The sequence below is a fragment of the Rhizobium sp. BK316 genome, assembly GCF_014193695.1.
Lineage (GTDB): Bacteria > Pseudomonadota > Alphaproteobacteria > Rhizobiales > Rhizobiaceae > Rhizobium.
The window spans coordinates 649,998-674,697 of the sequence record NZ_JACHZR010000001.1 but is presented as its reverse complement, the minus strand read 5'-3'; the positions used below and the strand labels follow the sequence as shown (position 1 = coordinate 674,697).

Sequence of the window (24,700 nt, the reverse complement as noted above, 5' to 3'; positions counted from 1 at the left end):
GAAGCTGAGAACGTCTATGGCTACTTCTCGAGCCGGACGCCACTAGGTCGTCTCGGTACGTCGGGGAAGTCGCAGAAGTTGTGGCTTTCCTGGCTTCGGACCTGAGCGGCGCAGATTACCACGTCGATTGCGGTTATGCGCAGGTCTGAAATCCGCGCGATGTTACGGACATGCGCCAGTAGCGCTTGTCCGTTGAGTTTCGCCTATCGTTCGATCTGCTGACACTTCGACTATGACGCGATAGATTTACGTGTGTCATTGCGGCCGATACACTCGCTCGTTGATTTCAACTTCCCTGAGTCCGTTTTGGAACAAGACCACGCCTCTACTTGGCGCTTGCATCGACAATACGAGCACATGCTGCGCGACGCTGTCCGTCGCAAGTTGCGTTAAGTCTGGCGATCACGACCGCGACTAGGTTCGAGCGTGCGTCTGAAGATTCCGCATCAAGACCCTCGGCGAGCATGCCGAAAAGTCGCTCGTATTGTCGAGGAGAGTTGACACTGTACAAAAACGATCTTTCCAGCCGGTTCGAGAGCGCTAACTTGCTATCTTCACTCAATTGCTGAGGAAGCTTAAACCGCTCGTCGTCGAAATATAAATGGGCTTCGCGAACATAACTGGGTACGAAGTCACTAAACGGCTGCTCTACGCATGCGACTATGGAAATGAGGACTGCGTATTCAAAGTTCGATGGGGACGTGGCGCGATCGCGGTATGCGAAGACTGTAAAATCAATCGCAGATTGGTACCCGTCTTTTGGGGTATCTCCTGCAGTGACGTCGTGGACGCCTTTCGTAAGCTCGGCCACATAAGCGTCGCCGACCTTCTCGACCTCGCTTCCGACAAACAGGTCCGCTGCTTTTACGCTCCACTGAGGTGCATTCAACGCCCAAGTAGCCGGAGAACTTTCGTAGGACACGCTGTCGGCCTGGAACTTCGCCCCTGAAGGATGGCTGCCCCCGCATCCCACAGACAATTCTTTGGCGTAACCCTCGTAAATTTCCCAACGTGGAATAATGCGGCCCTTCATTTGGGTCAGCGTGCCGCGGCGCTCCAGCTGCTTGAAACGCTCCTCACGATAGTAAAAGTCCGCTTCCGATTGGGCGTTGAAAAGGTGAATGTTTCCTCCAATCGAGTCATCCATCAGCTTGTACGATTGACCTCCCCGGACCGTTCGGCCATCGGCATCCAGATCACAGTAAAGCTCTTTGCAAGCATCATGGTCCGTATGAATCACCACGTCATGTGTGTCGTAGGTGCCGAATTTCGTTTTGGAAAGTTCTTGGTCCAATACGATGATCGGAGTGCCCGTTTGGGTAATCCCGGCGACGTATCCGTTGGGAATGTTGGCATTTGTAAGCAATCCCAGAAAATCCGGGAATACAATTGTCATTGGTGGCATAAACGAAAGCAATCGAGAGCGCTCTTTCGCCGCGCCCCGGTAAGTATGTTCGCGTTCAGCGTTAGGCGCGAAACCTGAAAGCGCGAAGGTTCCAACCTTTACCCAGCGTCCGATAGGTTCTTGCGCCAGCGCATCAATGGCAAAGCCACAAATGAGTAAGAAGCCCCATGCACGGACCCAACGGGACATCACTGAATCTCCTGAGCGAGCTCATCTATCGCGGATCGTAAGTTCTTTTTCGCTGCTTTCGACAGCCTGGCTAATTCGTCCGAGCTCAAAGCATCGGTCTGAGCGGATAACAGTGCATCGACAGAAGCAGCTAGTGTTTCCAGGGCACTTGCTTGGTTACCCAGGACGCCGGAAACGACATCCTGTTGCGAATCCAGCCCGACCCGGAAGTTTCTCAAACCGTTCAAACACTCGACTTTTTTGAACTGGGCCAAAGTTGCCAGGCATCCAAACTGTGTGTTGTAGCTGTTTTGCAGCGAGGCAATCGTGGTTGTTACCGTGCTATTTTGAAACTGAACAAGCGCTCGACGCTTGTCATAGAGTTCCATCAGATCTTTCGCGTATTCCATTACGACGAACGCGAAGACAGCGATCAGCGCGGTTTTTACGAATGACCCGACCAAATCTTGGGCGAGGGACTCACTTTTACCAAGCCAGAATGTCGGACTGAAAAGAAACATGAACCAGCCCTCGCGCCGAGACGCGCCAACCCGAGTCTCTGAAGTTCAGATTAATTGTAGAAACTAGCCGCAGGTCTGCACGGCCGGATTACAAGGACCGGCATGAGCATAGTCAACGACGCCTGGTAAGCCGAACGAAATTCCAACCACAAGAGCGATCAAGATTAAAGTTTTACCCATCTGTTTCCCTCCTGGAAATCTTAACAGGTAGCAGTTTGCAATAATACAACCGACATTTACATTCGGCAATAGTTGTTTTTTGTTGGAATTGTTGAGTACGACTACAAATGGACCTGCGGAAAGGGCGGTGGCTGCGTCCTATCGGGGATGGATCAGGCGGAACGCTGAGGCAGGCGGGTGGCGCTGCCGCGCGTAAACGTGGCCGACGCCTTTCTTATGATATCACGTTGACAAAAAGCCACCGTCGACGCCCACTTCGGAGCCAGTCATAAACGAAGACGTATCGGAGGCGAGGAACGCCACCACTTTGGTTATCTCGGCCGATTCACCAGAACGTTTCATAAGAGTGCGCGCGAGGACGGTTTGGCGGCTCTCGGGATCTTCCAGGTAAGGCGATACGTAGGGTGGGGCGATTGCGCCGGGATGCACGGAATTGACCCGGATATTCATGCCGACAACTTCGAGCGCGAGAGTTATCGTAAAGAGCCTTATCGCTCTCTTGGACCGCTCACTCTTCCCCTATCGAATGCCGCTATGCGAAGCCAATGAGTGAGGGTAGCGCGAGAGCGTTTCCCCTGCTTATTGCGTCCAGCAAAATATCGATGATGGGAGGCGCTTTCGTCCCCTAAATCCAAGCTGTCGAGTGCAGACCTGTACGCCTTCGCCATAGCGTGTAACTTAGTGAGCTGCGACTTTTGATGGGCATCCAAAGTGATGCCGTAATCTTCGTCATCGCCGTTTGGCTTTAGCAAGTCGCACTGCATCGTTCATCGCGACTATCAACTTCTAAGATTCTGCCGCTCAGAGTCATCGGCGGCGAGCTACGAAAATGGCAATATTTGGCGGGTTGGGTGGGGCCTCATGGACGTCCAATCGGAGGTCGACGAGATCCTTCGACGTACACGATTTCGCGCCAGCAGATGTCCAAGTCAGACGAGAATCAGCGCGGATATGGTCCCTTTCTCAGACTGAGGACTCTCGGAATCACGAGCTCGGACCTAAGATGGACTACATCCGAGGACCTCAGGCTAACGCCGTTCGGCCGAAGCTAAAGGAACATTAGTGCGTCTGTCGGCCGAAACGCCAGATTCTGAGGAGCATCGCTATGAAATCGCAAGCGACGCATTTCCGCTGAAGGACCACTTTCCCGATTGACAGGACCACTCCCGTCGATAGTCTATTATAAAATTCGACATAACATAATTGTGGAACATTAAACCGGGAGCATGAAATGAAGACTTTTGTCGCATTCCTTCTCGGCACTGCGCTGGTCGCTTTGCCGACAACCTTGATGGCTCAGGAAAAGGGTGGCGTGATCAACGTCGCGACGATCGGAGAGCCGCCGACGCTCGATCCGATGTCCTCGACCGCTGACCTCGTCGGTATCGTCACGCAGCACATTTTCGAAACGCTCTACACGTTCGACAAGAAGTGGAATGTCACGCCGCTTCTGGCCGAAAGCCTGCCTGAGATCAGCGCGGACGGTAAGATCTACACGATCAAACTTCGCACCGGCATTAAATTCCATGATAACTCCGACATGACCTCGGAAGACGTCGTCGCGTCGCTGAACCGCTGGATGAAGATCGCCTCGCGCGGCAAGCAGGTTGCAGGCTTTATCGACTCCATCACTGCTGTCGATCCGGCAACCGTGAAAATCACGCTGAAGCAGCCCTATGCGCCGCTGACCTCGCTGCTCGCCTTCAACAATTCTGCCGCCATCATCATCCCCTCCGAGAAGCAGGATGAACCGATGAAGGAATTCATCGGCACCGGTCCCTACATGCTGAAGGAGCGCAAGGCGGACCAGTATATCCAGCTCGCCCGTTTCGACGGCTACAAGTCGCGCGATGGTGAGAGCGATGGTTATGGCGGTGCCCGCCACCAATATCTCGACGAAATCCGCTTCGTGCCGGTTCCGGATCCGAACACGCGTGTCGAGGCTGCCGTTTCCGGCCAGTATGATTATGTCGACTCGATCCCGGTTGAATCCTTCGACAAGCTGAAGGCATCGAGCGCATCGCAGCCGGTTATCCTGAAGCCTTTCGGCTATCCGGTCTTTGTCTTCAATACGAAGGAAGGCCTTGCCAAGAACGTCGAGGTCCGCAAGGCCATCCGCCAGGCACTCAGCATGGAAGACATGCTCGCCGCCGCTTTCGGCAGCACGGATTTCTACACGCTCGACGGCGACATCTATCCCAAGCCGTACGTCTGGAATACCAATGCGGGTGTCGAGGGTAACTACAATGTCGCCGATCCGGAAGGCGCCGCCGAAGCGGCGAAAAAGGCCGGCTACAATGGCGAGCCGATCCGCATTCTGACCAGCCGCCAGTACGAATTCCACTACAAGATGGCGCAGGTCGCCGCCGAATATCTGAAGACAGCCGGCTTTGCCGTCGACCTGCAGGTCGTCGACTGGGCAACGCTGACACAGCGCCGCACCGATCCGAAGCTCTGGGATATCTACATCACCCACAGCCCCTTCCTGCCGGAACCGGCGTTGATCGGTTCGTTGTCTCCGAGCTCGCCCGGCTGGTGGGATACACCGGCGCGCAAGACCGTCGTCGATGCCTTCACGTCCGAGGTCGATCCGCAGAAGCGCATTGCGCTGTGGGCCGACGTTCAGAAGGCCATGTATGACGAGTTGCCCTACATGAAGATCGGCGATTTCAATGCCGTCTCGGCCAAGTCGGCCAAGCTTGAAGGCGTCGATCCGGCTCCGTGGCCGTACTTCTGGAACGCGTCCATCAAGAAGTAACGCTCCATCGCGGGATACCGGTGTGCCCGCACCGGTATCCTTCTTCCATTGTGCCCGCCCGGCACCGGGATAGACTTCATGATACGCTACATTCTCCAGCGCCTTCTTGGCATGATCGTCGTGATGTTCCTCGTCGTCACAATCGTCTTCGTCATCGTGCGCGTCACGCCCGGCGATCCGGCAGCCGTCATGCTCGGCCCCGATGCAACGCCGCAGGACATTGCCGATCTGCGCGCCAGCCTTGGCCTCGACCGGTCCATCGGCGTGCAATATCTTTATTATATCGGCCAGTTGCTGAAGGGTGATCTCGGGCAGTCGATTTTCCTGAACATGCCGGTGACCTCGGCATTGCTCGATCGCGCCGAACCGACTTTCTTCCTGACGATTTTCTCGCTGGTCATCGCTAGCCTTATCGCGCTGCCGATCGGCATCTATGCCGCCTACCGTCGTGGCTCCTTCGTCGACCAAGCGGCAACGACGCTTGCGATGTTTGCCGCAAGCATCCCAAGTTTCTGGCTCGGTCTCATTCTCATGCAGGTCTTCGCCGTACGCTTCGGCCTGTTCCCAGTGTCAGGATATGGCGGACCGAGCTCGACCTTCCTCGACCGCATGTATCACCTGACGCTGCCTGCCTTCGCGCTTGGCATCGTCTCCTCGGCGCTCATCCTGCGCTTTACGCGCGCCTCGATGCTCGATGTTCTCGGCGACGATTATATCCGGACCGCTCGGGCAAAGGGCCTGATCGAGCGCCGGGTGATCCTCAAACATGCCCTGAAGAATGCACTGATCCCGATCCTCACGGTTCTCGGTCTGACCGCTGCCGTGCTGATCTCAGGTGCAGTCGTTACCGAGACTGTCTTCGGTCTTCCGGGCGTCGGCAATCTCGTCGTGTCAGCCGTTCTGCGCCGCGACTACCCGGTCATTCAAGGGGCGCTTCTGGTGATTGCAGCGCTCTATGTGCTGATCAATTTTGCGATCGACATGCTCTACCTGCTCGTTGATCCGAGGGTGCGCTACTGATGACGGATATAGCGATCAAACCGGCCGAAAGCGAAGGCCGCAAATTCCTGAGCCGCTTCCTGAAGCGCAAGACCGTCGCTATCGGTGTCCTCGTCCTTGTGATTTTCGTGCTGCTGGCGATCCTCGCGCCCTGGGTTGCTCCCTATTCGCCATCAAAGCTTTCGATCGTCAACCGGCTGAAGCCGCCGAGCGGAACCTACTTCTTCGGTACGGATGAATTCGGCCGGGATGTGCTGTCGCGCACCATCTTTGCTGGTCGATTATCCCTGCTGGTTGGGGCTGCGGTCGTGGCACTGTCGGCCATGATCGGCATCACGCTCGGCCTGCTTGCCGGCTTTTTCAAGAACCTCGATACGCCGATTGCCCGGCTGATCGACGCAATGATGGCCTTCCCCGACATTCTGCTGGCGATCGCACTTGTCGCGGCTCTTGGCCCGTCGCTGACGACAGTCATCATTGCGCTGTCGATCGTCTATGCGCCACGTCTTGCGCGCATCGTTCGGGCCTCGACTCTCGTGATCCGTGAACTGCCCTATGTCGAGGCGGCTCAAGCGCTTGGCATTTCGACCTTCCATATCATGACGCGTCATGTGCTGAGGAACCTGCTCTCGCCGATCCTGGTGCAGGCGACGTTTCTCTTCGCGAGCGCGATGCTCGCCGAGGCCGGCCTGTCTTTCCTTGGCCTCGGCGTCAGCCCGGAAATCCCGACCTGGGGCACGATGATTGCCGCCGGTCGCCAATATATCGGTCAGGCCGACTGGATGACGCTGTTTCCGGGTATCGCCATCATTCTCTCCGTGCTTTCGCTCCAGATGGTCGGTGACGGTCTGCGCGACATGCTCGATCCCAAACTTCGAAAGGACCTTTGAATGACCGGTGAAACGGCGGGCAAGCCGCTCCTCCTCACCAATGTGAAGCCTGTCGGCTTTGGTACTGGCATGCCTGATGGCGCGATCGACATCTTGGTGGGTGCCGATGGCAAGATCGCCAGGCTCGGTCCGCAGCTTTCGGTCGCTGACGACGTGATGCGCGTGGATGGCAAGGGCGCCTTCGTCTCGCCTGGCTGGGTCGACCTGCATGTGCATATCTGGCACGGCGGCACCGATATCTCGATCCGCCCGTCCGACTGCGGTCTTGAGCGCGGCGTGACGACGCTGGTCGATGCCGGCTCTGCCGGTGAAGCCAGCTTCCATGGCTTCCGCGAATATATCATTGAGCCCTCCAAGGAACGCATCAAGGCCTTCCTCAATCTCGGTTCCATCGGTCTCGTTGCCTGCAACCGTGTCGCGGAACTGCGCGACATCAGGGATATCGACCTCGACCGCATCCTCGAATGTTATGCAGAAAACAGCGAGCATATCGTCGGCATCAAGGTGCGCGCCAGCCACGTGATCACCGGCTCCTGGGGTGTCACCCCCGTCAAACTCGGCAAGAAGATCGCCAAGATCCTGAAAGTGCCGATGATGGTGCATGTCGGCGAACCGCCGGCACTTTACGACGAGGTGCTGGAAATCCTCGGCCCCGGCGATGTCGTCACCCATTGCTTCAACGGCAAGGCGGGTTCGAGCATCATGGAGGACGAAGACCTCTTCAATCTCGCCGAACGCTGTGCGTCCGAAGGCATCCGCCTCGACATCGGCCATGGCGGCGCCTCCTTCTCCTTCAAGGTGGCGGAAGCGGCAATCGCCCGCGGCCTGCTGCCCTTCTCGATTTCCACCGACCTGCATGGCCATTCGATGAACTTCCCGGTCTGGGATCTGGCAACCACCATGTCGAAGCTGCTCTCGGTCGGCATGCCCTTCGACAAGGTAATCGATGCCGTCACCCATGCACCGGCCTCGGTCATCAAGCTGTCGATGGACGACCGTCTATCCGTCGGCGCACAGGCTGAGTTCACGGTCTTCGATCTGGTCGATTCCGATCTGGAGGCGACGGATTCCAATGGCGATGTCTCGGTGCTGAAGAAGCTCTTCGAGCCGCGTCATGCGGTCATCGGCAACGAGGCCTTCACCTCCAGCCGCTATGTGCCGCGCGCCCGCAAGCTGGTGCGCCACAGCCACGGTTATTCCTACCGATAAGACCAGAGCATAAAAGAAATCGCATGACAGGAGTTTGCGTGAACCAGTCTCCCGCCACCGCCGGCACCATCAGCACGTTGCCCTATGAACGGCTTGCTGCGCTTGGCATTACGCTTCCGGCCTCGCCGCCGCCGATCGCCAACTTCGTCACCCATGTGCAGGAGGGCAACATGCTCTACCTGTCGGGGCAGGGGCCGCGCGAGGCTGATGGATTCATGCATGTCGGCAAGGTCGGCGCCGAGGTCGACGTCGAGGCCGCCTACCGCCACGCCCGGGTGACCGGCATCAATCTGCTTTCCGTCATGCATGAGGCGCTCGGCGATCTTTCCCGCGTCAAGCGTGTCGTCAAGCTGCTCGGCATGGTCAATGCCGTGCCGGATTTCCTCGATCATCCCGCCGTCATCAACGGCTGCTCAGATCTCTTGATCGACGTCTTCGGCGAAGAGGTCGGACCGCATGCCCGCTCGGCCGTCGGCTTCGGTTCACTGCCAGGAAACATCACCGTCGAAATCGAGGCTATCGTCGCGCTCAGGGATTAATGAGGATGCGCGTGATCGTTTCGACCCAACAGATTGAAATTGGAGACACCCATGTCTGAGGACATCCGCACATCGATCGGTCTTCGCCCGGTCATCAATGTTTCCGGCACCATGACGAGCCTCGGCGCATCGATCGTCGTTCCCGAAGCTGTTGCTGCCATGTCGTCGATCCTGCCGCAGTTTGTCGAGATCAACGATCTGCAGCGCAAGGCGAGCGCCGTCATCGCGCGGCTGACGGGCGGCGAAGCGGGCTTTGTGACCGCATCCTGTTCCGCTGGCATTTCGCTTGCTGTCGCCGGCGCGATCACCGGCAACAACCTACTCGCCATCGAAAAGCTGCCGGATATCGTCTCCGAAAAGAACGAAGTTCTCGTCCAGATGGGACACGTCGTCAGCTACGGCGCGCCGGTCGATCAGGCGATCCGCCTTGCTGGCGGCAAGGTGGTGCTGGTCGGTCAGGCGACCTCTACGCACCGCTTCCACATGGAGCACGCGATTACCGAAAAGACGGCAGCGGCCGTCTATGTCGTGTCGCACCATGTCGTCGATTACGGCCTTCTGAACCTTAAGGAATTTGTCGAGATCGCCCATGCCAGGGGCGTTCCCGTCATCGTCGATGCTGCCTCGGAATATGATCTGAAGATCTTCCTGGAGCTGGGCGCCGATGTGGCGCTCTATTCCGGCCACAAGTTTCTGGGCGGCCCGACCTCGGGCATCGTCGCCGGCAAGAAGGAACTGGTGCGCAATGCCTTCCTGCAGAACATGGGCATCGGCCGCGGCATGAAGGTCGGCAAGGAAAGCATCTTCGGCGTCATGGCGGCGCTGGAAGCCTGGGAAAAGCGCGATCATGCCGGCATCCGCGAGCGTGAGATGAGCTATCTCAATCTCTGGAAGCAGACGCTGGACGGTCGCCCGGGCGTGACCGCCTTGATCGAGCCGGACCCGACCAACAACCCGCTCGACCGCATGCGCGTGATCATCGACACCGATGAGGCGCACATCACCGCCTGGGATCTCGCCGATGCGCTCGGCCGCGGCTCTCCGCCGATCATCGTGCGCGACCATGAAGTCGAGCACCGCTACTTCTATCTCGATCCCTGCAACCTGCATCCGGGTCAAGAGAAGATCGTCGCAAGCCGCCTGGCAGAGGAACTCGACAAGGCGCGCGCCTCCAACGAGATCATCGCAACGCCTTTTGAAAACCGCAGCAAGCGCCGCTTCGACGGTGTGCTGAAGTGGCCGGATTGATCTGGAAGTCCCGAGAAAGTTGAGGAAGCGATCATGACAGGCATCCAGGCACAATCCATCGCAACGGCGGAGCCGGTTCTCTCCGTCCAGAACCTCACGACATCGTTTCTGGTCGATGGCGCCTGGAAGCCTGTCGTTCGCAATGTCTCCTTCGACGTATCACCGGGTGAGACGGTCGCCATCGTCGGTGAAAGCGGCTCCGGCAAGAGTGTGACCTCGCTGTCGATCATGCGCCTGTTGCAGGTGGATTCGAGCCGTATCGAAGGCAAGATCATACTCGGCGGCCGTGATCTCCTCGGCTTGGCCGAAAATCAGATGCGCAAGGTCCGTGGCAACGACGTCGCGATGATCTTCCAGGAGCCGATGACGAGCCTCAATCCGCTCTTCACGATCGGCGACCAGATTTCCGAGGCCTTGCTCTGCCACAGGTCGATGTCGAAGACCGAAGCCCGCTCCGAGACGATCCGCCTGCTCGAAAAGGTGCGTATTCCCTCGGCCGCCTCCCGCTTTGATGAATATCCTCACCGCTTCTCCGGCGGCATGCGCCAGCGGGTTATGATCGCCATGGCGCTCGCCTCACGGCCGAAGCTTTTGATAGCGGACGAGCCGACGACGGCACTCGACGTGACGATCCAGGGCCAGATCCTCGATCTGATCAAGATGCTGCAAGAGGAAGAGGGCACGTCGGTCCTGTTCATTACCCATGACATGGGCGTCGTGGCCGAGATCGCCGACCGCACCGTCGTCATGTATCGTGGCGAGCAGGTCGAGACGGGAGCAACGGCGGATATTTTCCATCGCGGCAAGCATCCCTACACCCGCGCCCTGCTGTCGGCCGTGCCGGTTCTCGGTTCCATGCAAGGCTATGAGCGGCCGTTGCGCTTTCCCGTGGTCAATACCGCGACCGGGGAATCGAACAGTCCGGTCGAGACTGCCGACACGGTTGCTGCGACATCCCGTCCCGTGTTGGAGGTCAAGAACCTCACCAAGCGCTTCGACATTCATTCCGGCCTCTTCGGCAAGTTGACCGGTCGTGTCCATGCGGTCGAGAACGTGTCTTTTGATCTCCATGCCGGCGAGACGTTGTCGCTCGTCGGTGAGTCCGGCTGCGGCAAATCGACAACCGGGCGCGCGATCATGCGGTTGATCGATGCGCAGAGCGGTTCCGTCATTGCCGATGGCAAGGATGTGCTGGCGCTCGACAAGGCGGGTATGCGCCAGATGCGCAAGACTGTGCAGATGATATTCCAGGATCCTTTCGCCAGCCTCAATCCGCGCATCCGCGTCGGCGATGCCATTGCCGAGCCCTATCTGGAGCATAGGATGGGGACCGGCAAGCAGGCGAAGGAGCGCGTCGCGGACCTCCTTACCAAGGTCGGCCTGACGCCCGACATGGCCTCGCGCTTCCCACATGAATTCTCCGGCGGCCAGCGCCAGCGTATCTGTATTGCGCGTGCGCTTGCATTGGAGCCGAAAGTCATCGTGGCGGATGAAAGTGTGTCTGCACTCGATGTTTCGATCAAGGCGCAGGTCATCAACCTGATGCTCGATCTGCAGGAGAGCCTGAACCTCGCCTTCCTGTTCATCTCGCACGATATGGCCGTCGTCGAGCGCGTCAGCCATCGCGTCGCCGTCATGTATCTCGGCGAAATCGTCGAAATCGGCCCGCGGGCCGCCGTCTTCGGTGACCCGCAGCATGACTACACCAAGAAGCTGATGTCGGCCGTCCCGGTTCCCGATCCCGATCGCCGCCGCGAAAAGCGGACTGTCGCCAATGACGAGATCAAGAGCCCCATCCGGCCTGTCGATTATAAGATCAAGCCGCTTGAGTATCGTGAGATATCACCGGGGCATCTGGTGGCCGTCTAAGCGCGCCGACAAGGCTCGGCGGCTGCGCGGTCTGGTGCTGTTTCAATGCTTCGTATCGTCAGCCCGGAGCTGGTCGATTGCGTCCAGCGCTTCGTCTGCCGTCCAGCCGGCGCGCAACGCCGCGGCGACGAGCCGAACCTCCGCCTCCATTTCGAGCCTGAGATAAAGTCCCTCCAGGGCCTCTTTGGCCGTAACCACGTGATCGTCATGCGGCACAACATCAACAGTTCGTACGGTCATAGGCAGATTCCTTTCCTTCCTCGAAGTGGGGTTGTGCTTCTTGTTAGGGCGATAACAGACTCTTTTGTGTCCAAGAGAGAGATGACGCGGCTGCGGCAATTTTGTTCCATGCATCTTACCTCAATCGACGTGAGTGTCGAATTTTTTGCAACAGCGCCATCCTTGCCTGGGAATGACACGGCCGATGGACCAATGACGAAATTGGAGTAGAAGGACAAACCTCCACAAATTCGGGGACCAAAGGACGTGACCATGCCTGGCTTGCAGGACCTGATCGATTGGATCATTGCCGAAGGACTATCGACGGATACGATCGAGACCATTTTGCAAGGTGTTGCAGAACGGCTGACGGATCTCGGATATCCGATCCTTCGTGCCTCGATCGCGATGCCGTCGATCGACCCCCTGCAACGGGGATTTTCGGTTGCCTGGTATCGCTCTTCCGGCTTCTCGACCGAGGTTCAAGGGTATGATGAGGCGGGTCAGGAATTGTTCCGGCGCTCTCCCATCTCCTATCTCTTGGAGAATAACCTGCAATATGCCCGCTGGCGATTGCCGCCGGGACCGGATGTTCCGCCGATTCCTCTCCTGACTGAGCTGGCGGAGCTCGGAGCGACCGATTATCTGACGAAGCTCGTTTCATTCCCCGGCGATACTGCGCTGGCGGGCGTCAGTTTTTCGATCGCCGTTGATGACCCCGATGGCTTTTCGGACAGGCTGATTGCCGATCTGGAGAGGTTGGTGCCGGCGCTGTCACTCGCCTGTTGCCGCATCGCCACCACGCGTGTCGCGGCGGATGTGCTGGCCGTTTATACAGGCACCAGGACCAGCAATCGTATTCTGAGCGGTCATATCCGTCGTGGCGACGGTACGGCGGTTTACGCAGCGATCCTTCTCGCCGATCTCAAGAGTTTCACTTCGCTCAATGAAAAACATGCGCCCGAACGCATCGTTGCCTGGCTCAATGAGCACTTCGAGGCGATCGGCGCTCCGGTCGAACAAGCGGGCGGGGAAATATTGAAGTTCATGGGCGATAGTCTGCTTGCCATCTTCTCCGCCGATATCAACAACCCGGCTGAGGCTTGTGACCGCGCCTTATCGGCGGCGCGTGCTGCAATGAATGCCAATGCCGACGTCAATCGCAGGCGGGCGGAAGCGGGGGAGCCGGAGCTGCTCGTCGATATCGTGCTTCACGTCGGCGAAGTCTTTTATGGGAATGTCGGCGCGGCCCGCCGCCTTGACTTCACCGCCATTGGTAGAGCGGTCAATGAGGCGGCGCGCATGGAGAAGCTGGCCGACGAAATCGGCCATAGCCTGCTTGCATCCGCCGATTTCGTTTTGCAGGCGCCAGGCCGTTTCGAGAAAGCCGGCATTTTTCCACTCAAAGGCGTCGCTCGTCCAGCCGTGATTTATGCCTGGCCGGATTGAAGCTGGGCCGTCGCTACGGCTCCCGCTCGGAGCCATGGAAAAGCTTGTACCGCCGCAGCTCGACACGGTGGCCATCATTTCGTCCCGTCTCGGCCATGGAGCGGACTGTGGACAAAGATGACAGGTCGACCTCGTAGCGCGCCGGCACGCGCCGCGAGTCCATTGATCAGCAGTCGAACTATGAGTTTCACTGCCGTACCCCTCCGATTCAAGCGGCCGATTTGCTGCGCATATAGTTCCGCCAGCCGCCGAGAGCCGTGATCTCCTCGGCTCCGTCGACAGCATGGGATTCACAGAGAAAGCACGATACGCTCGAACCGTCCTCCAGCGTCACCTTGCCGATACCAAGCGGTGCAGGGATATTTGCAACGAAACGGCCGAAGCCCTCTGATGGCAACGCCCAGACCTCGATCTCCAGTCCATGCCCGTCATACCCCGGTTCGCGGACGAGGCCGGGCTTTTGCGGCATAGTATTCGGAAGCACGAAGAGACGATAATCGCCTGCGGTGCGGCAGGCCCTTACCAATGTGCCACCCAATGTTGTCAGCTCATGATTGAGCGGCATACCCGTCAGATGCGCGCCGACTACGGCGATGGCGATGGTATCGTCCGTCAGTGAGGCGACACGGCTCTGCTCAGGCATCGCCGCAGTGCGGTCGACACCCATGCCGGCTGCGGCTGCGCGATGCAGCGCATCGGCAAGGGGAGCCAGCGCATCGTCGGTGAAGGCTGGCGCAACCAGTGTCACGCCGCCCGGCAGGCCGTTGTCGCCGAAGCCGGCGGGAACGGCGATTGCCGCGCAATCGAGCAGATTGACGAAATTCGTGTAGCGGCCAAGCCGACCGTTGAGCACGATCGGGTCGGCCTGCATGTCGGCGACCTTATAAGTCGTCGGTGCTGTCGGCAGCAGCAGCAGATCGGCCTTTGCCCATTCGGCTTCCGTCTCGCGCCGCAGCTCCTCGAGCCTGTAGCGACCGTTGAAGGCTTCGACGGCGGTCCTGCCTTTGGCGCCTTCGATGATCTTGCGAACCGTGGGATCGAAATCGGCGGCGTTGCTCGCCAGGAAATCTTCGACGGCAGCCAGGCGCTCGGCAACCCATGGGCCGTCATAGAGGAGAGAAGCCGCCTCACGGAAGGGCGCATAATCGAAGGGAACGATCGTCGCGCCGAGCGCCTTTGCGCGCTCGATCGCCTGATCGTAGAGCGTCTCGACATTGGCATCGCCGAAGAATTCGCGCTCTGCGCCGTCGAGAACGCCGACGCGCAGGGCGGCGGCCGGAAGCGAAGCCGGCTTGGCACGCCTGGAGAACGCGTCGGCGGCATCGAAGCCCTCGGCAATCTTGCGGATTGCGACGCCGTCACCGACAACAGCGGCAAAGATGGTGATGCAGTCGACGCTCTTGCAGGCCGGCACGGCGCCGGTATTCGGCAGCAGGCCCGGCGTCGGCTTGATGCCGACGAGATTGTTGAAGGCCGCCGGCACACGGCCTGAGCCGGCAGTATCCGTTCCGAGCGCAAAGGCGGCCAGGCCGGATGCCACCGCCACGGCCGAGCCGGAGCTCGAACCGCCGGATATATAGTCGGCGTCGAACACCGACCGCGGTGCTCCATGGGGCGAGCGCGTGCCGTTGAGGCCGGTCGCGAACTGGTCGAGATTGGTCTTGCCGATGACGATCGCGCCCGCCGCCCGCAGCCTGGCGACGACGGTTGCGTCCCTCTCGGGCTGATAGGCAAAAGCCGGGCAGGCAGCTGTGGTCGGCAGCCCCGCCACGTCGATGTTGTCCTTCACCGCGAAGGGCATGCCCCAGAGCGGCAGGCTGTTTGGCGTTGGCGCGCGCTCCATCAGGGCGCGAGCCTCGGCCCGCAACGTGTCATCAGGCGTCGGCGTGATGAAGATTGCCGGATCCTTCGAGGCGGCACGACGGGCAATCACGGTCTCGATGACATCGCGCGGGGTTGTGCCCGCCTCATAGGCTGCGCGAAGGCTTGTCAGATCAAGAATGGTCGGCAGCATAGGTCAGCATTCCTCCAGAACAACAATGATATCGCCCGCTTTGACGTTTCGTCCGGGGCCGGCGCGCAGGTCGCGGACACGGCCCGGCGCATGTGCGGTGACGTTGATTTCCATTTTCATGGATTCGATGATGGCAAGCGTGTCGCCGGCCGCGACCGGTACGCCCGGCTCGACCAGCAGTTTCCAGATATTGCCGGGTACGGCGCTGGCAACGCCGAAGCATCCCTCGGGAATATCCCCGTCCAGGCTTTCCCCTGCGCCTTCGTCAGCGACGAAGCTGTCGAGGCCCGCCTCCTTCCAACGCAGGCGCTCGGCATCGAAGGCCGCCTGCTGTCTTGCCTTGAAGCGGCCGATCGAGGCGGCATTCGCCCGGAGTTCTCTCTCATAGGCGGCATAGGAGAATTCCGTTTCCTCGATCGTGACGGGGTAGCCGCCATGCGGGAAGGCGCTGCGGGCTTCCGCCAATTCCGGGTGGCTGACCGGGAAGAAGCGGATCTGATCGAAGAAATCGAGCAGCCACGGCTTGTCCTTGGCGAATACCGGCGTCTGCCGCCACGTATTCCACATCTGGATGGTGCGGCCGAAGAGCTGGTAACCGCCAGGGCCTTCCATGCCATAGATGCACATATAGGCACCGCCGATACCGACGGCATTTTCCGGTGTCCATGTGCGGGCCGGATTATATTTGGTCGTTACCAGCCGATGGCGCGGATCGATCGGAGTGGCGACCGGCGCGCCGAGATAGACATCGCCGAGGCCGAGCACGAGATAGCTGGCGTCAAAGACGACGTCGCGCACCGCCTGTTCATCCGCCAGGCCATTGATGCGGCGGATGAACTCGATATTGGACGGGCACCATGGCGCGTTCGGCCGAACGAGCTCTTGATACTTGCGCATGGCAAGTTCCGCGTCCGGATCGTTCCAGGACAGCGGCAGATGCACGATGCGGCTCGGCACTTTGACGTCCTGGGCTGCCGGCAGGCCTGCCTCGATCTCGGCGAGCAAGCCAAGCAGGCGCTTGCGGGTCAAATTCGTACCGTCATAGTGAATCTGCAGCGAGCGGATGCCAGGCGTGAGATCGATAATCCCTGGCAGACGCGCTTTCGATAGAGCCTGCATCAGGAGATGAACCCTGAGCCGCAGAGCGATATCGAGCGTCATCGGCCCATACTCGACCAGCAGGTTATCGTCACCCTGCCGGCGGTAGACGACGGAGACAGGTCCATCGTCACGGTGGCCGACGATCGGCGAGCCCGCTTCTTCCGTCACCCGATGCACCGCCGGGCCGGCGATCGGATCCTCAGAACGTGAAACGGGGTGGAAGCGGATGCGGTCGCCCGGTTTAAACTGCCCCATCTTCCACTGCTCGTCGCGGGCGATCACCGCAGGGCAGACGAATCCGCCGAGGCTCGGTCCGTCCGGACCGAGGATGATCGGCATGTCGCCGGTAAAATCGATCGCGCCGATGGCATAGGCGTTGTCATGCAGATTTGAGGGATGAAGACCCGCCTCACCACCATCGCTGCGCGCCCATTTCGGCGCCGGGCCGATCAGGCGCACACCAGTGCGGGCGCTGTTGAAATGCACTTCGTAATTCGTCGAAAACAGCGTCTCGATATCGCCGTCCTCAAAGAAATCGGGAGCGCCATGCGGGCCATAGACAACGCCGACATCCCATTCGCGGGTCAATTCTGCCGGCTCCGTCGCCGGTTTCGGCGGCCCGACAGCGGCCTCTCTGGCAAGATGCAGCACATGGCCGGTCTTTAACGTACCGGTAGCGTTGCCCCCGAACTGGCCGAGGCCGAAGGTGGCGCGTGAACCGAGCACGACGGGAGCGGCAAAACCGCCTGCCACGGCCAGATAGGCCCGCTGCCCCGGCCCATCGATGCTGCCGATCGAGAGGATCTGGCCGGCGCGGATAGTCACGGCTTCGCCATGCGGCAATTTCGCGCCATCAACGCTTATCGCCATCCTGGCACCGGCGAGCGCAACCACCGTATCGGTATGAAATTTCAGCACCGGACCGGAAACCGTCAGTTCCAGCGCCGCAACCATATCACCGTTGCCGACGAGGCGGTTGGCATGGCGGAACGAGCGCTCGTCCATCGGGCCGCTCGGCGGCACGCCGACATGCCACAGGCCAAGCCGGCCCGGCAGCTCCTGGATACTCGACTGCGCGCCCGGCGCAAGCACCTCGATGACATCGGGTACGAAGGAAAAGTCACGCAGCGCCGTCGTCGCCACCTTGCCGCTGGCGAGTAGATCCGAACTGGCGATGGCGCGGAGGTAATCCAGATTGGTTTCGATGCCCGATATCGATGTGCCCGAAAGCGCGGCCTTCAGCTTCTCGATCGCTGCTGGGCGATCCTCCGCAGAAACGATGATCTTGGCGAGCATTGGATCGTAGAAAGGCGTCACCTCCGTGCCGGTCTCGACCCAACCGTCGATACGTGCATCATCAGGGAATGACACCTCCGTCAGCAGCCCTGCGCTTGGGCGGAAATCTGCATGCGGCATCTCCGCATAGACACGCACCTCGATCGCCGCACCCTGCGGCTGCAGGGGCTCTGCGCCGGAGAGCACGTCTTCGCCCGCCGCTTGGCGGATCATCCATTCAACGAGATCTATGCCGAAGACGGCTTCCGTTACCGGATGCTCGACCTGCAGGCGGGTGTTGACCTCAAGGAAATAGAATTCCTCGCGCACGGGGTCGTAAATGAATTCGACGGTGCCGGCGGATTCGTAGGAGACCGCCGAACCGAGATCGACGGCTGCCTTGTCCAGGCGAGCGCGGCTTGCTGCGGAAAGACCGGGGGCAGGGGTCTCCTCGACCACCTTTTGGTTCCGCCGCTGCAGCGAGCAGTCGCGCTCGCCGAGCGCGATGACCGTGCCTTTCCCGTCGCCGAAGATCTGCACTTCAACATGGCGGGCTTCGGCTACAAAACGTTCGATATAGACACGCGCATCACCGAAGCTCGCCCGTGCGGTGCGCTGCACGCTTTCGAACGAGGCCTTGAGGCTTTCCGGATCACCGCAGAGCTGCATACCGATGCCGCCGCCGCCGGCCGTGCTTTTCAGCATGACGGGATAGCCCATCGTCTCTGCAGCAAAGAGTGCTTCGTCGGCGCTCGAGAGCAGGCCGGTGCCAGGCAGGAGCGGCACGCCGCTTGCCTTGGCGAGTTCGCGGGCCGTGTGCTTGAGTCCGAAGGCTGAGAGATGCTCGGGTCGCGGGCCGATGAAAGCGATGCCTTCGGCGGCGAGGCGTTCGGCAAAGCCGATATTTTCCGACAGGAAGCCGTAGCCGGGATGCACCGCCTCGGCACCGGTCGCCTTGCAGGCGGCGATGACGGCATCGACGTTGAGATAGCTTTCGCTGGCCGGCGCCGGGCCGAGGCGGACAGCTTCATCGGCCATCATGGCAGGCTTGGCAAAGCGGTCGGCATCGGAATAGACGGCGACGGAGGCGATGCCCATCTTCCTCAAGGTCTTGATGACCCGGATGGCGATTTCGCCCCGGTTGGCGATCAGGACTTTCTTGAACATCCTCAGTCCTCGCCATCCCAGATCAGCACCCTGATCGGCGTTGGATCGAAGCCGTTGCACGGGTTGTTGATCTGCGGGCAGTTGGAGATGACGCAGAGCACGTCCATCTCGGCGACGAGTTCCACATAATCGCCTGGCGCGGAGATTCCGTCGACGATCGTCATCTCGCCATTCGGCTTGATCGGCACGTTCATGAAGAAATTGATGTTCGGCACGATGTCGCGCTTGCCCATGCCATGTTTGCTGACTTCGAGGACGAAGTTGTCGCGGCAGGCATGCAGATATTTCGTGCCATGACCGAAGCGCACCGTATTGCTCTCGCAGGAGCAGGCGCCGGCCGACGTGTCATGGCGGCCGCAGCTGTCTGCCGTCATGGTGAGCATGACATTGCCTTCGTTCGACATGATCTTCGTGCCGATGCCGACATAGGCGGCACCCTGCATACGCATCGTATCCTGGTTGGAATAGCGCTCGGAGAAATCATCGGCACGATAGAAGAGCGTGTCGATAGCCTGCTGGCCGTAACTGTCCTCGATGCGGATCGTCTGACCCATGCGCACGATGCCGGACCACGGGGCTTCTGCCGGAATGAAGTGATCCTGCGCGGCATTTTCCACGGTGCGCGCAGGAGAGGTCTGGATGAAATCGGTCATCGTTGTATCCTCAGGCCCGCATCAGGGCGTTGTTTTCGAAACCGCGCACAGCTTCGGCGGTCGCCGTCCGGCAAAGATCGTCCACGGCCGGGACTGCGGCCTTGTAGCGCGTGACGACGATCGGCTTCGGCTGATAGGCCGGATCGGGATCGAGCGGATGCGGGCAATTGGAAAAGCCGACCAGCATGTCCATTTCCGCACGCAGCTCCACATAGTCACCGCTGTTGGAGAGCTTCTTCTGCCAGCCGAAGCCACCGGCCTCGGCGAGGCGAACGGGTGCGAAGAGATTGAGGATGCCGGGTATGTCGCGGCGGTCGAGGCCGAGCTTGCCGGCGACGAGGACGAAGTTGTCACGGGTATTGCGCGTCTTCTCGCCGGGATATTTGTCTGCATTCGAGGCGGCCGTCGAGCCACCCATCAGGCAGTCATGGGCACCGGAACTGTCCTCGATCATCGAGAACATGACGCGACCCATGTCAGAGAAGATCACACGCCCCTTGCCGAGCGCCGTCGTCCACTGGACCTTGGCGGTATCGACCAGATTAATGCGCTCGCTGGTGTCGGCCGCGTTCCAGGCGACGAGCGCCACGGTGGAATTGCCCTCGGCCTGATCGATGCGGATCGCCTCGCCACGTAAGAGCTTCGTCGACCAGTACCAGCCGCCCGGGATGGTCTCCTGATGGACGATGGTCGAGGCATCGATGGCCGGCGCCGGCAGTGGGCTCGGGCCGGGTAGCGCCTTGGGGGCGAATTCCAAACCCTTCTTCTGATGCTCCTCATAGCGCGCGCGGTTGGCGGCGATCTCTTCGGGCGAGCGTCTCATATGCATCATAGCATCTCTCCTGATGGTGCCAGGTCGTCCCGGCCGTGCCCCAGGGAAGCGACCGGGCCGTCCCGGTCGGGGCTGAAGATTGATGACTGGCCGGCAAGGCGCGGCGGCCAGATGGAAATGTCCTTGGTGATGGTGGCGCCGTAACGCTCCTTCTCCTCCGGCCGGTCGCGGCGGCGTTCGAAGGCGACGACTCGGCTCGCAAGGGTGAAGGCTTCGCGCATGTCGTGCGTGACCATGACGACGGTCATCTGCGTCTCGTGCCAGAGCCGTTTCATCAACATGTGGATCTCGGCGCGGATACCGGGATCGAGCGCACCGAAGGGCTCGTCGAGCAGCAGCACCTTCGGCTTCATGATCAGCGCCTGGGCCAGCGCAAGGCGCTGCTGCATGCCTCCTGAAAGCTGGGCCGGATATTTGCCTTCGGAACCGGCGAGACCGACCTCGGCAATCAGCCGGCGCGCGTCTTCCAACGCGTTGCGGCGGGCTGCACCGAAGAGCCTCGCCCTGTAGCGTGCGGCGGTCAATTCCTTGCCGAGCAGCACATTGCCGAGCACGGTCAGGTGCGGGAAGACGGAATAGCGCTGGAAGACGACTCCACGATCTGGCCCCGGTTCCGGTGGCAGCGGCTCACCGTCGAGCAGGATCTTGCCCTTCGTCGGCCGTTCCTGACCAAGCAGCATGCGCAGAAATGTGGACTTGCCGCAGCCGGAGGGGCCGACCAGCGCGACGAAAGCGCGTGCATCGACGGTCAGCGAAACGTCCTCGAGCACGATCTGGTCGCCATATTCCTTCCAGACCCGTTCGACCCTGAGTTCACTCATGCCTGCCTCTCCAGTTCCGACCAGGGGAAGACGGCGATGCGCAGGCGGTCGAGCAGATAATTCATCACAACGGCAAGCAGGGTGATCCAGACCACATAGGGAAAGATGATATCCATCGAGAGATAGCGGCGGACGAGGAAGATGCGGTAGCCGAGGCCGGAATCCGAGGAGATCGCTTCCGCCGCGATCAGAAACAGCCATGCCGGGCCGAGCTGCAATCTGAGGCATGTGATCAGCCGCGGCAGGATCTGGGGCAGCACGACACGCAGGCCGATCTGCCATGAGGAGCCGCCGAGCGTCTCGGCCTTGACGATCTGTTCGCGGGGCAGCTCCAGCGCCTTCAGTGCCAGGTCGCGGATCATCGTCGGCGCGACGCCGATGACGATGAGGGCAATTTTCGAGGTTTCGCCGAGCCCCATGACGATGAAGAGGATCGGCAGGAGCGCGAGAGGCGGCACCATAGAGATGACGGCAACGAAAGGGGAAAGCAGCGCTCTCAGATAGGGCAGCATGCCGATCAGCATGCCGACGACGAGCGCAATTGCAGTGGAGATCCCGAGGCCGGAGAGCAGCCGGATCAGACTTGCTCCTGTATCCGACCAGAGCAGATATTCGCCTGTGCGCTGGTCGGCAACGAAAACCAGGCGGTTGATCGCATCGGCAAAGCCAGCAAGGCTTGGCAGAAGCTTGTCATTGGTGTTTTCCGCCAGTCGCGCGGCCGAACCGAACGCATAGGCGACGACGAGCAGCACGAAGGGCAGCATCATCAAGGCGAACTGTGCGCCCCGGCTCGGCCTCGTGTTGATCCAACGCATGGGAAATGCTCCGCTGGTGAAGGAGGGAAGGCGCGGGTAGGCTGCGCCTCCGTTGCGATCAGAGCGAACCGGCGGCGGCGGCCTTCATGTAGGTCTCGGTGAAACGCAGCTTCACATTGCCCGTATCGCCCAGCACCTTGCCGTCAGGCATTTCGATGCCGATGACATCGGCAGACGGGGCGCCATTGCCGAGCAGACCCTTTTCGAAGAGGAAGGCGCGGACCAGGTCCATGGTCTTCGGCAAGCCCGGCGAGGCGGTGAACGCAACTGCATCAGCCGGCTTGTCGAAGAGCTTGGTGGCGGCGAGCTGGGCTTCGAAGCCGGCACGATCGGTGCCGGATGCCGAACCCATGGCCTCGCGGGCCGCCTTGCCCTCGGCGGTGTCGGCCCTCAGAAGGGCCGCCGTCTCATACCAGATGCCGGCAAGCGCCTTGCCGAAATTCGGATTGTCTTTCAGCACGCCGGTATTGGCGACCATCAGGTCGATGATCTCGCCCGGCACCTGCGAGCTGTCGAAAACCTTCTTGGCCGTGGGATCTTCGAGAATGGTGGAAACCAGCGGGTTCCAGGTGACGACGGCGCTGACATCGGGCGTCTTGTAGGCGGCGACCATGTCGGCGTCCGAGGTGTTGACCACCTTCACGTCACGCTCCGTCAGCTTGATGCTCTCGAGCGCACGGGCCAGCAGATAGTGCGAGACGGAGAATTCGACGAGGTTGACGTTCTGGCCCTTGAGATCGGCGAGGCTGGCCTTGTCTTTCAGAATGACGGCATCATTGCCGTTCGAGAAGTCCCCGACAATGACCGCTGTCGTGTCGACGCCGCCGGCGGCGGGGATCGAGAGGCCGTCCATATTTGTCAGGGTCACGGCATCGAAGGCGCCGGCCGTGTACTGGTTCATCGACTCCACATAATCGTTGAACTGCGTAACGTCGATCTTGATGCCGTATTTGTCGGCCCATTTCTTGACGATGCCGTGGTCGGCGGCATAGCCCCAAGGCATCCAGCCGACATAGATGGACCAGGCGACCTTGAATTCTGTCTTCTGCTCCGCCTTGGCGATGGAACCGATCCCGAGAGCCAGCGACACAGAGAGCGCGGTCATGGAAAGGATTTTCGAAAAAGTCTGCATTGAAATTCCCCTTTTGCTTTCTTCAAAAGGGATCGGCAATGACCATCGTGCCGCCAATCCCTTGGCTTACGAGGTCTCCCGGGCTTTTGTCCCGCCGTGCACCCGGCGGGATCTCTCCCCCGCCGGTGGTGGCTCTCGGACCAGCCGCGCTCTCCGAGAACGCCGGAACCCTAGCCACCAACTCTGCCTCTATCGAAGCAAGCGTCATGCCAGGTCGTGCATCTGTTTGATTTTACTAGGATGACGTATGCTGTGTATTGGCAATGATCGAAAAAGTGCATACCAATGCATACAAAATAGGCAATTCTCTGGATCGCATTAGCGATATGCATAAAAATTAAGATTCTTAAGGCAGTCGGCGGCTATAAAAAATTGAGTTAGGAGATCATTCATTCGTTCGGCGATCTATGGGATATCTCTCGACTCCAGTTCCGGACAGCTTGGCTCGTTTCCGAAGGTGATCTCCTTGCGATCTCCGTTAATCGTCAGCCCCCTGAAGGTCAGCACATTCTCGTCACGATAGACGATCTCGCTTCGGTAAATGCCCGCGCGTATCGCTCTGTTTCTGGCTCGACTGACGTTGCACTGCCCGATCGGCGGTGAAACATGCCAATTGGACGTACCTTGCGTGTCTGTTTGCCATCCCTGGGCTGAAGCCAGCGTCGAACCGATGAGCAACGCAGATGCTGAAAGTACAAATTTGGACGACAATCGAGATTTCACGACGTTACTCCGAGGCGATTCAGCTACCGATGCCTTTGCTATTATCTGAAATTGCTTGCTAGATCATTCAACGGCACGCAATCGGCTTTGACTTCTCCGGAAATGGTGAACAACCGCATTCGCAATCGGCAAATTGCGACGCCGGCCCGGAGAGCAGCCATTACCAATAGATCGCTGGCACGGCCAGCAAGCCGGAGAACGGAGGCATGACCGTGCTGCCAATTATTCGTTGCCGGAAATACGCGGTGGCACTTGCCTCTGATATGGGCCGCACCATGTCAGTGGTCTTAAGGTCTAGCTCAGGGAGGAACGGATGGCAGTGAACGAAGACCGTCTCAGACAACGCGCCTATGAGATCTGGGAGCAGGAGGGCCGGCCTCACGGGGAGGACATGAAGCACTGGCTGCAGGCGTTTCAGGAAATCGCCGCGAGCACCGAGACCGGTGGTCAGCCGGTCAAGAAACCCCGGTCGAAGAAGGCTGGGGAGGCGGACGTAGCCCCTAAGGTAAAAGCAGCAGGCAAGTCCAAGGGCGGCGCCCAGAGCGTTCCGACGACGGCTCCGCCGCCGAAGTCAACTAAGATTGCCACAGGCGTTACCAAGCACTAACTGGGCTGCTTCATGGCGGCCCATTCGACTTGGTTGAATGGGATTGAAAGAGCGGGGCGCCCTCGATGAGCGCCCTGCGATGAATTCTGATTGTCGAAAAGGAGAT

Annotated in this window: 21 protein-coding genes and 1 riboswitch; of the genes, 9 read left to right on the top strand and 12 right to left on the bottom strand. The window is 59.9% G+C overall.

The annotated features are described in order from the left end of the window. Positions 1 to 325: 325 nt before the first annotated feature. The 3 genes from FHT87_RS02955 to FHT87_RS02945 form a co-directional block, all read right to left on the bottom strand. Positions 326 to 1,594: a hypothetical protein gene (locus FHT87_RS02955; protein ID WP_183725217.1), complete on the bottom strand. Its 1,269-nt coding sequence runs from the start codon at positions 1,592 to 1,594 to the stop codon at positions 326 to 328. After that, positions 1,594 to 2,094: a hypothetical protein gene (locus FHT87_RS02950; protein ID WP_183725216.1), complete on the bottom strand. Its 501-nt coding sequence runs from the start codon at positions 2,092 to 2,094 to the stop codon at positions 1,594 to 1,596. Before FHT87_RS02950 ends, FHT87_RS02955 begins: the two co-directional genes overlap by 1 nt. 402 nt (positions 2,095 to 2,496) lie before the next feature. Continuing rightward, complete coding sequence (locus FHT87_RS02945) at positions 2,497 to 2,766, bottom strand: SDR family oxidoreductase (protein WP_183727185.1); 270 nt, start codon at positions 2,764 to 2,766, stop codon at positions 2,497 to 2,499. Between the two features lie 739 nt (positions 2,767 to 3,505). On the opposite strand from FHT87_RS02945, the gene FHT87_RS02940 reads away from it, so the two are divergent. The 7 genes from FHT87_RS02940 (at position 3,506) to FHT87_RS02910 (ending at position 11,786) form a co-directional block, all read left to right on the top strand. Beyond that, a complete protein-coding gene (locus tag FHT87_RS02940; protein WP_183799342.1) occupies positions 3,506 to 5,032 on the top strand; it encodes an ABC transporter substrate-binding protein in 1,527 nt (508 codons plus the stop codon). Between the two features lie 78 nt (positions 5,033 to 5,110). Next, positions 5,111 to 6,052, top strand: coding sequence for an ABC transporter permease (locus tag FHT87_RS02935; RefSeq protein ID WP_183799339.1), 942 nt, complete (start codon positions 5,111 to 5,113; stop codon positions 6,050 to 6,052). After that, the gene (locus tag FHT87_RS02930) at positions 6,052 to 6,921 is read left to right on the top strand and encodes an ABC transporter permease (RefSeq protein ID WP_183725210.1); all 870 of its coding nucleotides are present in this window, start codon (positions 6,052 to 6,054) and stop codon (positions 6,919 to 6,921) included. The genes FHT87_RS02935 and FHT87_RS02930 overlap by 1 nt, the downstream gene beginning before the upstream one ends. Then, a complete protein-coding gene (locus tag FHT87_RS02925) occupies positions 6,922 to 8,130 on the top strand; it encodes an amidohydrolase/deacetylase family metallohydrolase (RefSeq protein WP_183799337.1) in 1,209 nt (402 codons plus the stop codon). Between the two features lie 23 nt (positions 8,131 to 8,153). Further along, complete coding sequence (locus FHT87_RS02920; RefSeq protein ID WP_183799335.1) at positions 8,154 to 8,669, top strand: RidA family protein; 516 nt, start codon at positions 8,154 to 8,156, stop codon at positions 8,667 to 8,669. A gap of 51 nt (positions 8,670 to 8,720) precedes the next feature. Then, positions 8,721 to 9,917 (top strand): aminotransferase class V-fold PLP-dependent enzyme, encoded by a 1,197-nt coding sequence (locus FHT87_RS02915; RefSeq protein WP_183799332.1) that lies wholly within the window; start codon positions 8,721 to 8,723, stop codon positions 9,915 to 9,917. A gap of 33 nt (positions 9,918 to 9,950) precedes the next feature. Next, the gene (locus tag FHT87_RS02910) at positions 9,951 to 11,786 is read left to right on the top strand and encodes an ABC transporter ATP-binding protein (RefSeq protein ID WP_183799329.1); all 1,836 of its coding nucleotides are present in this window, start codon (positions 9,951 to 9,953) and stop codon (positions 11,784 to 11,786) included. 42 nt (positions 11,787 to 11,828) lie between these two features. On the opposite strand, the gene FHT87_RS02905 is transcribed toward FHT87_RS02910, so the two are convergent. Continuing rightward, positions 11,829 to 12,026, bottom strand: a complete 198-nt coding sequence (locus tag FHT87_RS02905; protein WP_183799326.1) for a hypothetical protein — start codon at positions 12,024 to 12,026, stop codon at positions 11,829 to 11,831. A 252-nt stretch (positions 12,027 to 12,278) separates the two neighbouring features. Between FHT87_RS02905 and FHT87_RS02900 the strand changes: the two genes are divergently transcribed. After that, positions 12,279 to 13,454, top strand: a complete 1,176-nt coding sequence (locus tag FHT87_RS02900; protein ID WP_183799323.1) for an adenylate/guanylate cyclase domain-containing protein — start codon at positions 12,279 to 12,281, stop codon at positions 13,452 to 13,454. Positions 13,455 to 13,662: 208 nt separating this feature from the next. Here FHT87_RS02900 and atzF read toward each other — a convergent pair whose 3' ends face one another. The 8 genes from atzF to FHT87_RS31095 form a co-directional block, all read right to left on the bottom strand. Continuing rightward, the gene (atzF, locus tag FHT87_RS02895; protein WP_183799320.1) at positions 13,663 to 15,468 is read right to left on the bottom strand and encodes an allophanate hydrolase; all 1,806 of its coding nucleotides are present in this window, start codon (positions 15,466 to 15,468) and stop codon (positions 13,663 to 13,665) included. Positions 15,469 to 15,471: 3 nt separating this feature from the next. Continuing rightward, complete coding sequence (uca, locus tag FHT87_RS02890; RefSeq protein WP_183799317.1) at positions 15,472 to 19,011, bottom strand: urea carboxylase; 3,540 nt, start codon at positions 19,009 to 19,011, stop codon at positions 15,472 to 15,474. 2 nt (positions 19,012 to 19,013) lie between these two features. Continuing rightward, positions 19,014 to 19,664, bottom strand: a complete 651-nt coding sequence (locus FHT87_RS02885) for an urea amidolyase associated protein UAAP2 (RefSeq protein WP_183799314.1) — start codon at positions 19,662 to 19,664, stop codon at positions 19,014 to 19,016. A gap of 10 nt (positions 19,665 to 19,674) precedes the next feature. Continuing rightward, positions 19,675 to 20,496, bottom strand: coding sequence for an urea amidolyase associated protein UAAP1 (locus FHT87_RS02880; RefSeq protein ID WP_183799311.1), 822 nt, complete (start codon positions 20,494 to 20,496; stop codon positions 19,675 to 19,677). Then, positions 20,493 to 21,317 (bottom strand): ABC transporter ATP-binding protein, encoded by an 825-nt coding sequence (locus tag FHT87_RS02875; protein ID WP_183725188.1) that lies wholly within the window; start codon positions 21,315 to 21,317, stop codon positions 20,493 to 20,495. The genes FHT87_RS02880 and FHT87_RS02875 overlap by 4 nt, the downstream gene beginning before the upstream one ends. After that, positions 21,314 to 22,132, bottom strand: coding sequence for an ABC transporter permease (locus FHT87_RS02870; protein ID WP_183799308.1), 819 nt, complete (start codon positions 22,130 to 22,132; stop codon positions 21,314 to 21,316). The genes FHT87_RS02875 and FHT87_RS02870 overlap by 4 nt, the downstream gene beginning before the upstream one ends. Positions 22,133 to 22,190: 58 nt before the next feature. After that, the gene (locus FHT87_RS02865; protein WP_183799306.1) at positions 22,191 to 23,264 is read right to left on the bottom strand and encodes a putative urea ABC transporter substrate-binding protein; all 1,074 of its coding nucleotides are present in this window, start codon (positions 23,262 to 23,264) and stop codon (positions 22,191 to 22,193) included. Between the two features lie 73 nt (positions 23,265 to 23,337). Continuing rightward, a riboswitch (guanidine-I (ykkC/yxkD leader) is annotated at positions 23,338 to 23,449 on the bottom strand. 220 nt (positions 23,450 to 23,669) lie between these two features. After that, positions 23,670 to 23,975 (bottom strand): hypothetical protein, encoded by a 306-nt coding sequence (locus FHT87_RS31095; protein ID WP_246698063.1) that lies wholly within the window; start codon positions 23,973 to 23,975, stop codon positions 23,670 to 23,672. 325 nt (positions 23,976 to 24,300) lie between these two features. On the opposite strand from FHT87_RS31095, the gene FHT87_RS02860 reads away from it, so the two are divergent. Then, positions 24,301 to 24,594, top strand: coding sequence for a DUF2934 domain-containing protein (locus FHT87_RS02860; protein ID WP_183799303.1), 294 nt, complete (start codon positions 24,301 to 24,303; stop codon positions 24,592 to 24,594). The last annotated feature ends 106 nt before the right edge of the window (positions 24,595 to 24,700 follow it).

Coding starts and splice junctions, on each gene's coding strand:
- FHT87_RS02880 (WP_183799311.1), bottom strand. CDS start 20,496: ATGATGCATATGAGACGCTCGCCCGAAGAGATCGCCGCCAACCGCGCG.
- FHT87_RS02905 (WP_183799326.1), bottom strand. CDS start 12,026: ATGACCGTACGAACTGTTGATGTTGTGCCGCATGACGATCACGTGGTT.
- FHT87_RS02940 (WP_183799342.1), top strand. CDS start 3,506: ATGAAGACTTTTGTCGCATTCCTTCTCGGCACTGCGCTGGTCGCTTTG.
- FHT87_RS02900 (WP_183799323.1), top strand. CDS start 12,279: ATGCCTGGCTTGCAGGACCTGATCGATTGGATCATTGCCGAAGGACTA.
- FHT87_RS02865 (WP_183799306.1), bottom strand. CDS start 23,264: ATGCAGACTTTTTCGAAAATCCTTTCCATGACCGCGCTCTCTGTGTCG.
- FHT87_RS02955 (WP_183725217.1), bottom strand. CDS start 1,594: ATGTCCCGTTGGGTCCGTGCATGGGGCTTCTTACTCATTTGTGGCTTT.
- atzF (WP_183799320.1), bottom strand. CDS start 15,468: ATGCTGCCGACCATTCTTGATCTGACAAGCCTTCGCGCAGCCTATGAG.
- FHT87_RS02870 (WP_183799308.1), bottom strand. CDS start 22,132: ATGCGTTGGATCAACACGAGGCCGAGCCGGGGCGCACAGTTCGCCTTG.
- FHT87_RS02885 (WP_183799314.1), bottom strand. CDS start 19,664: ATGACCGATTTCATCCAGACCTCTCCTGCGCGCACCGTGGAAAATGCC.
- FHT87_RS02920 (WP_183799335.1), top strand. CDS start 8,154: ATGACAGGAGTTTGCGTGAACCAGTCTCCCGCCACCGCCGGCACCATC.
- FHT87_RS02930 (WP_183725210.1), top strand. CDS start 6,052: ATGACGGATATAGCGATCAAACCGGCCGAAAGCGAAGGCCGCAAATTC.
- FHT87_RS02910 (WP_183799329.1), top strand. CDS start 9,951: ATGACAGGCATCCAGGCACAATCCATCGCAACGGCGGAGCCGGTTCTC.
- FHT87_RS02925 (WP_183799337.1), top strand. CDS start 6,922: ATGACCGGTGAAACGGCGGGCAAGCCGCTCCTCCTCACCAATGTGAAG.
- FHT87_RS02875 (WP_183725188.1), bottom strand. CDS start 21,317: ATGAGTGAACTCAGGGTCGAACGGGTCTGGAAGGAATATGGCGACCAG.
- FHT87_RS02915 (WP_183799332.1), top strand. CDS start 8,721: ATGTCTGAGGACATCCGCACATCGATCGGTCTTCGCCCGGTCATCAAT.
- FHT87_RS02935 (WP_183799339.1), top strand. CDS start 5,111: ATGATACGCTACATTCTCCAGCGCCTTCTTGGCATGATCGTCGTGATG.
- uca (WP_183799317.1), bottom strand. CDS start 19,011: ATGTTCAAGAAAGTCCTGATCGCCAACCGGGGCGAAATCGCCATCCGG.
- FHT87_RS02860 (WP_183799303.1), top strand. CDS start 24,301: ATGGCAGTGAACGAAGACCGTCTCAGACAACGCGCCTATGAGATCTGG.
- FHT87_RS02950 (WP_183725216.1), bottom strand. CDS start 2,094: ATGTTTCTTTTCAGTCCGACATTCTGGCTTGGTAAAAGTGAGTCCCTC.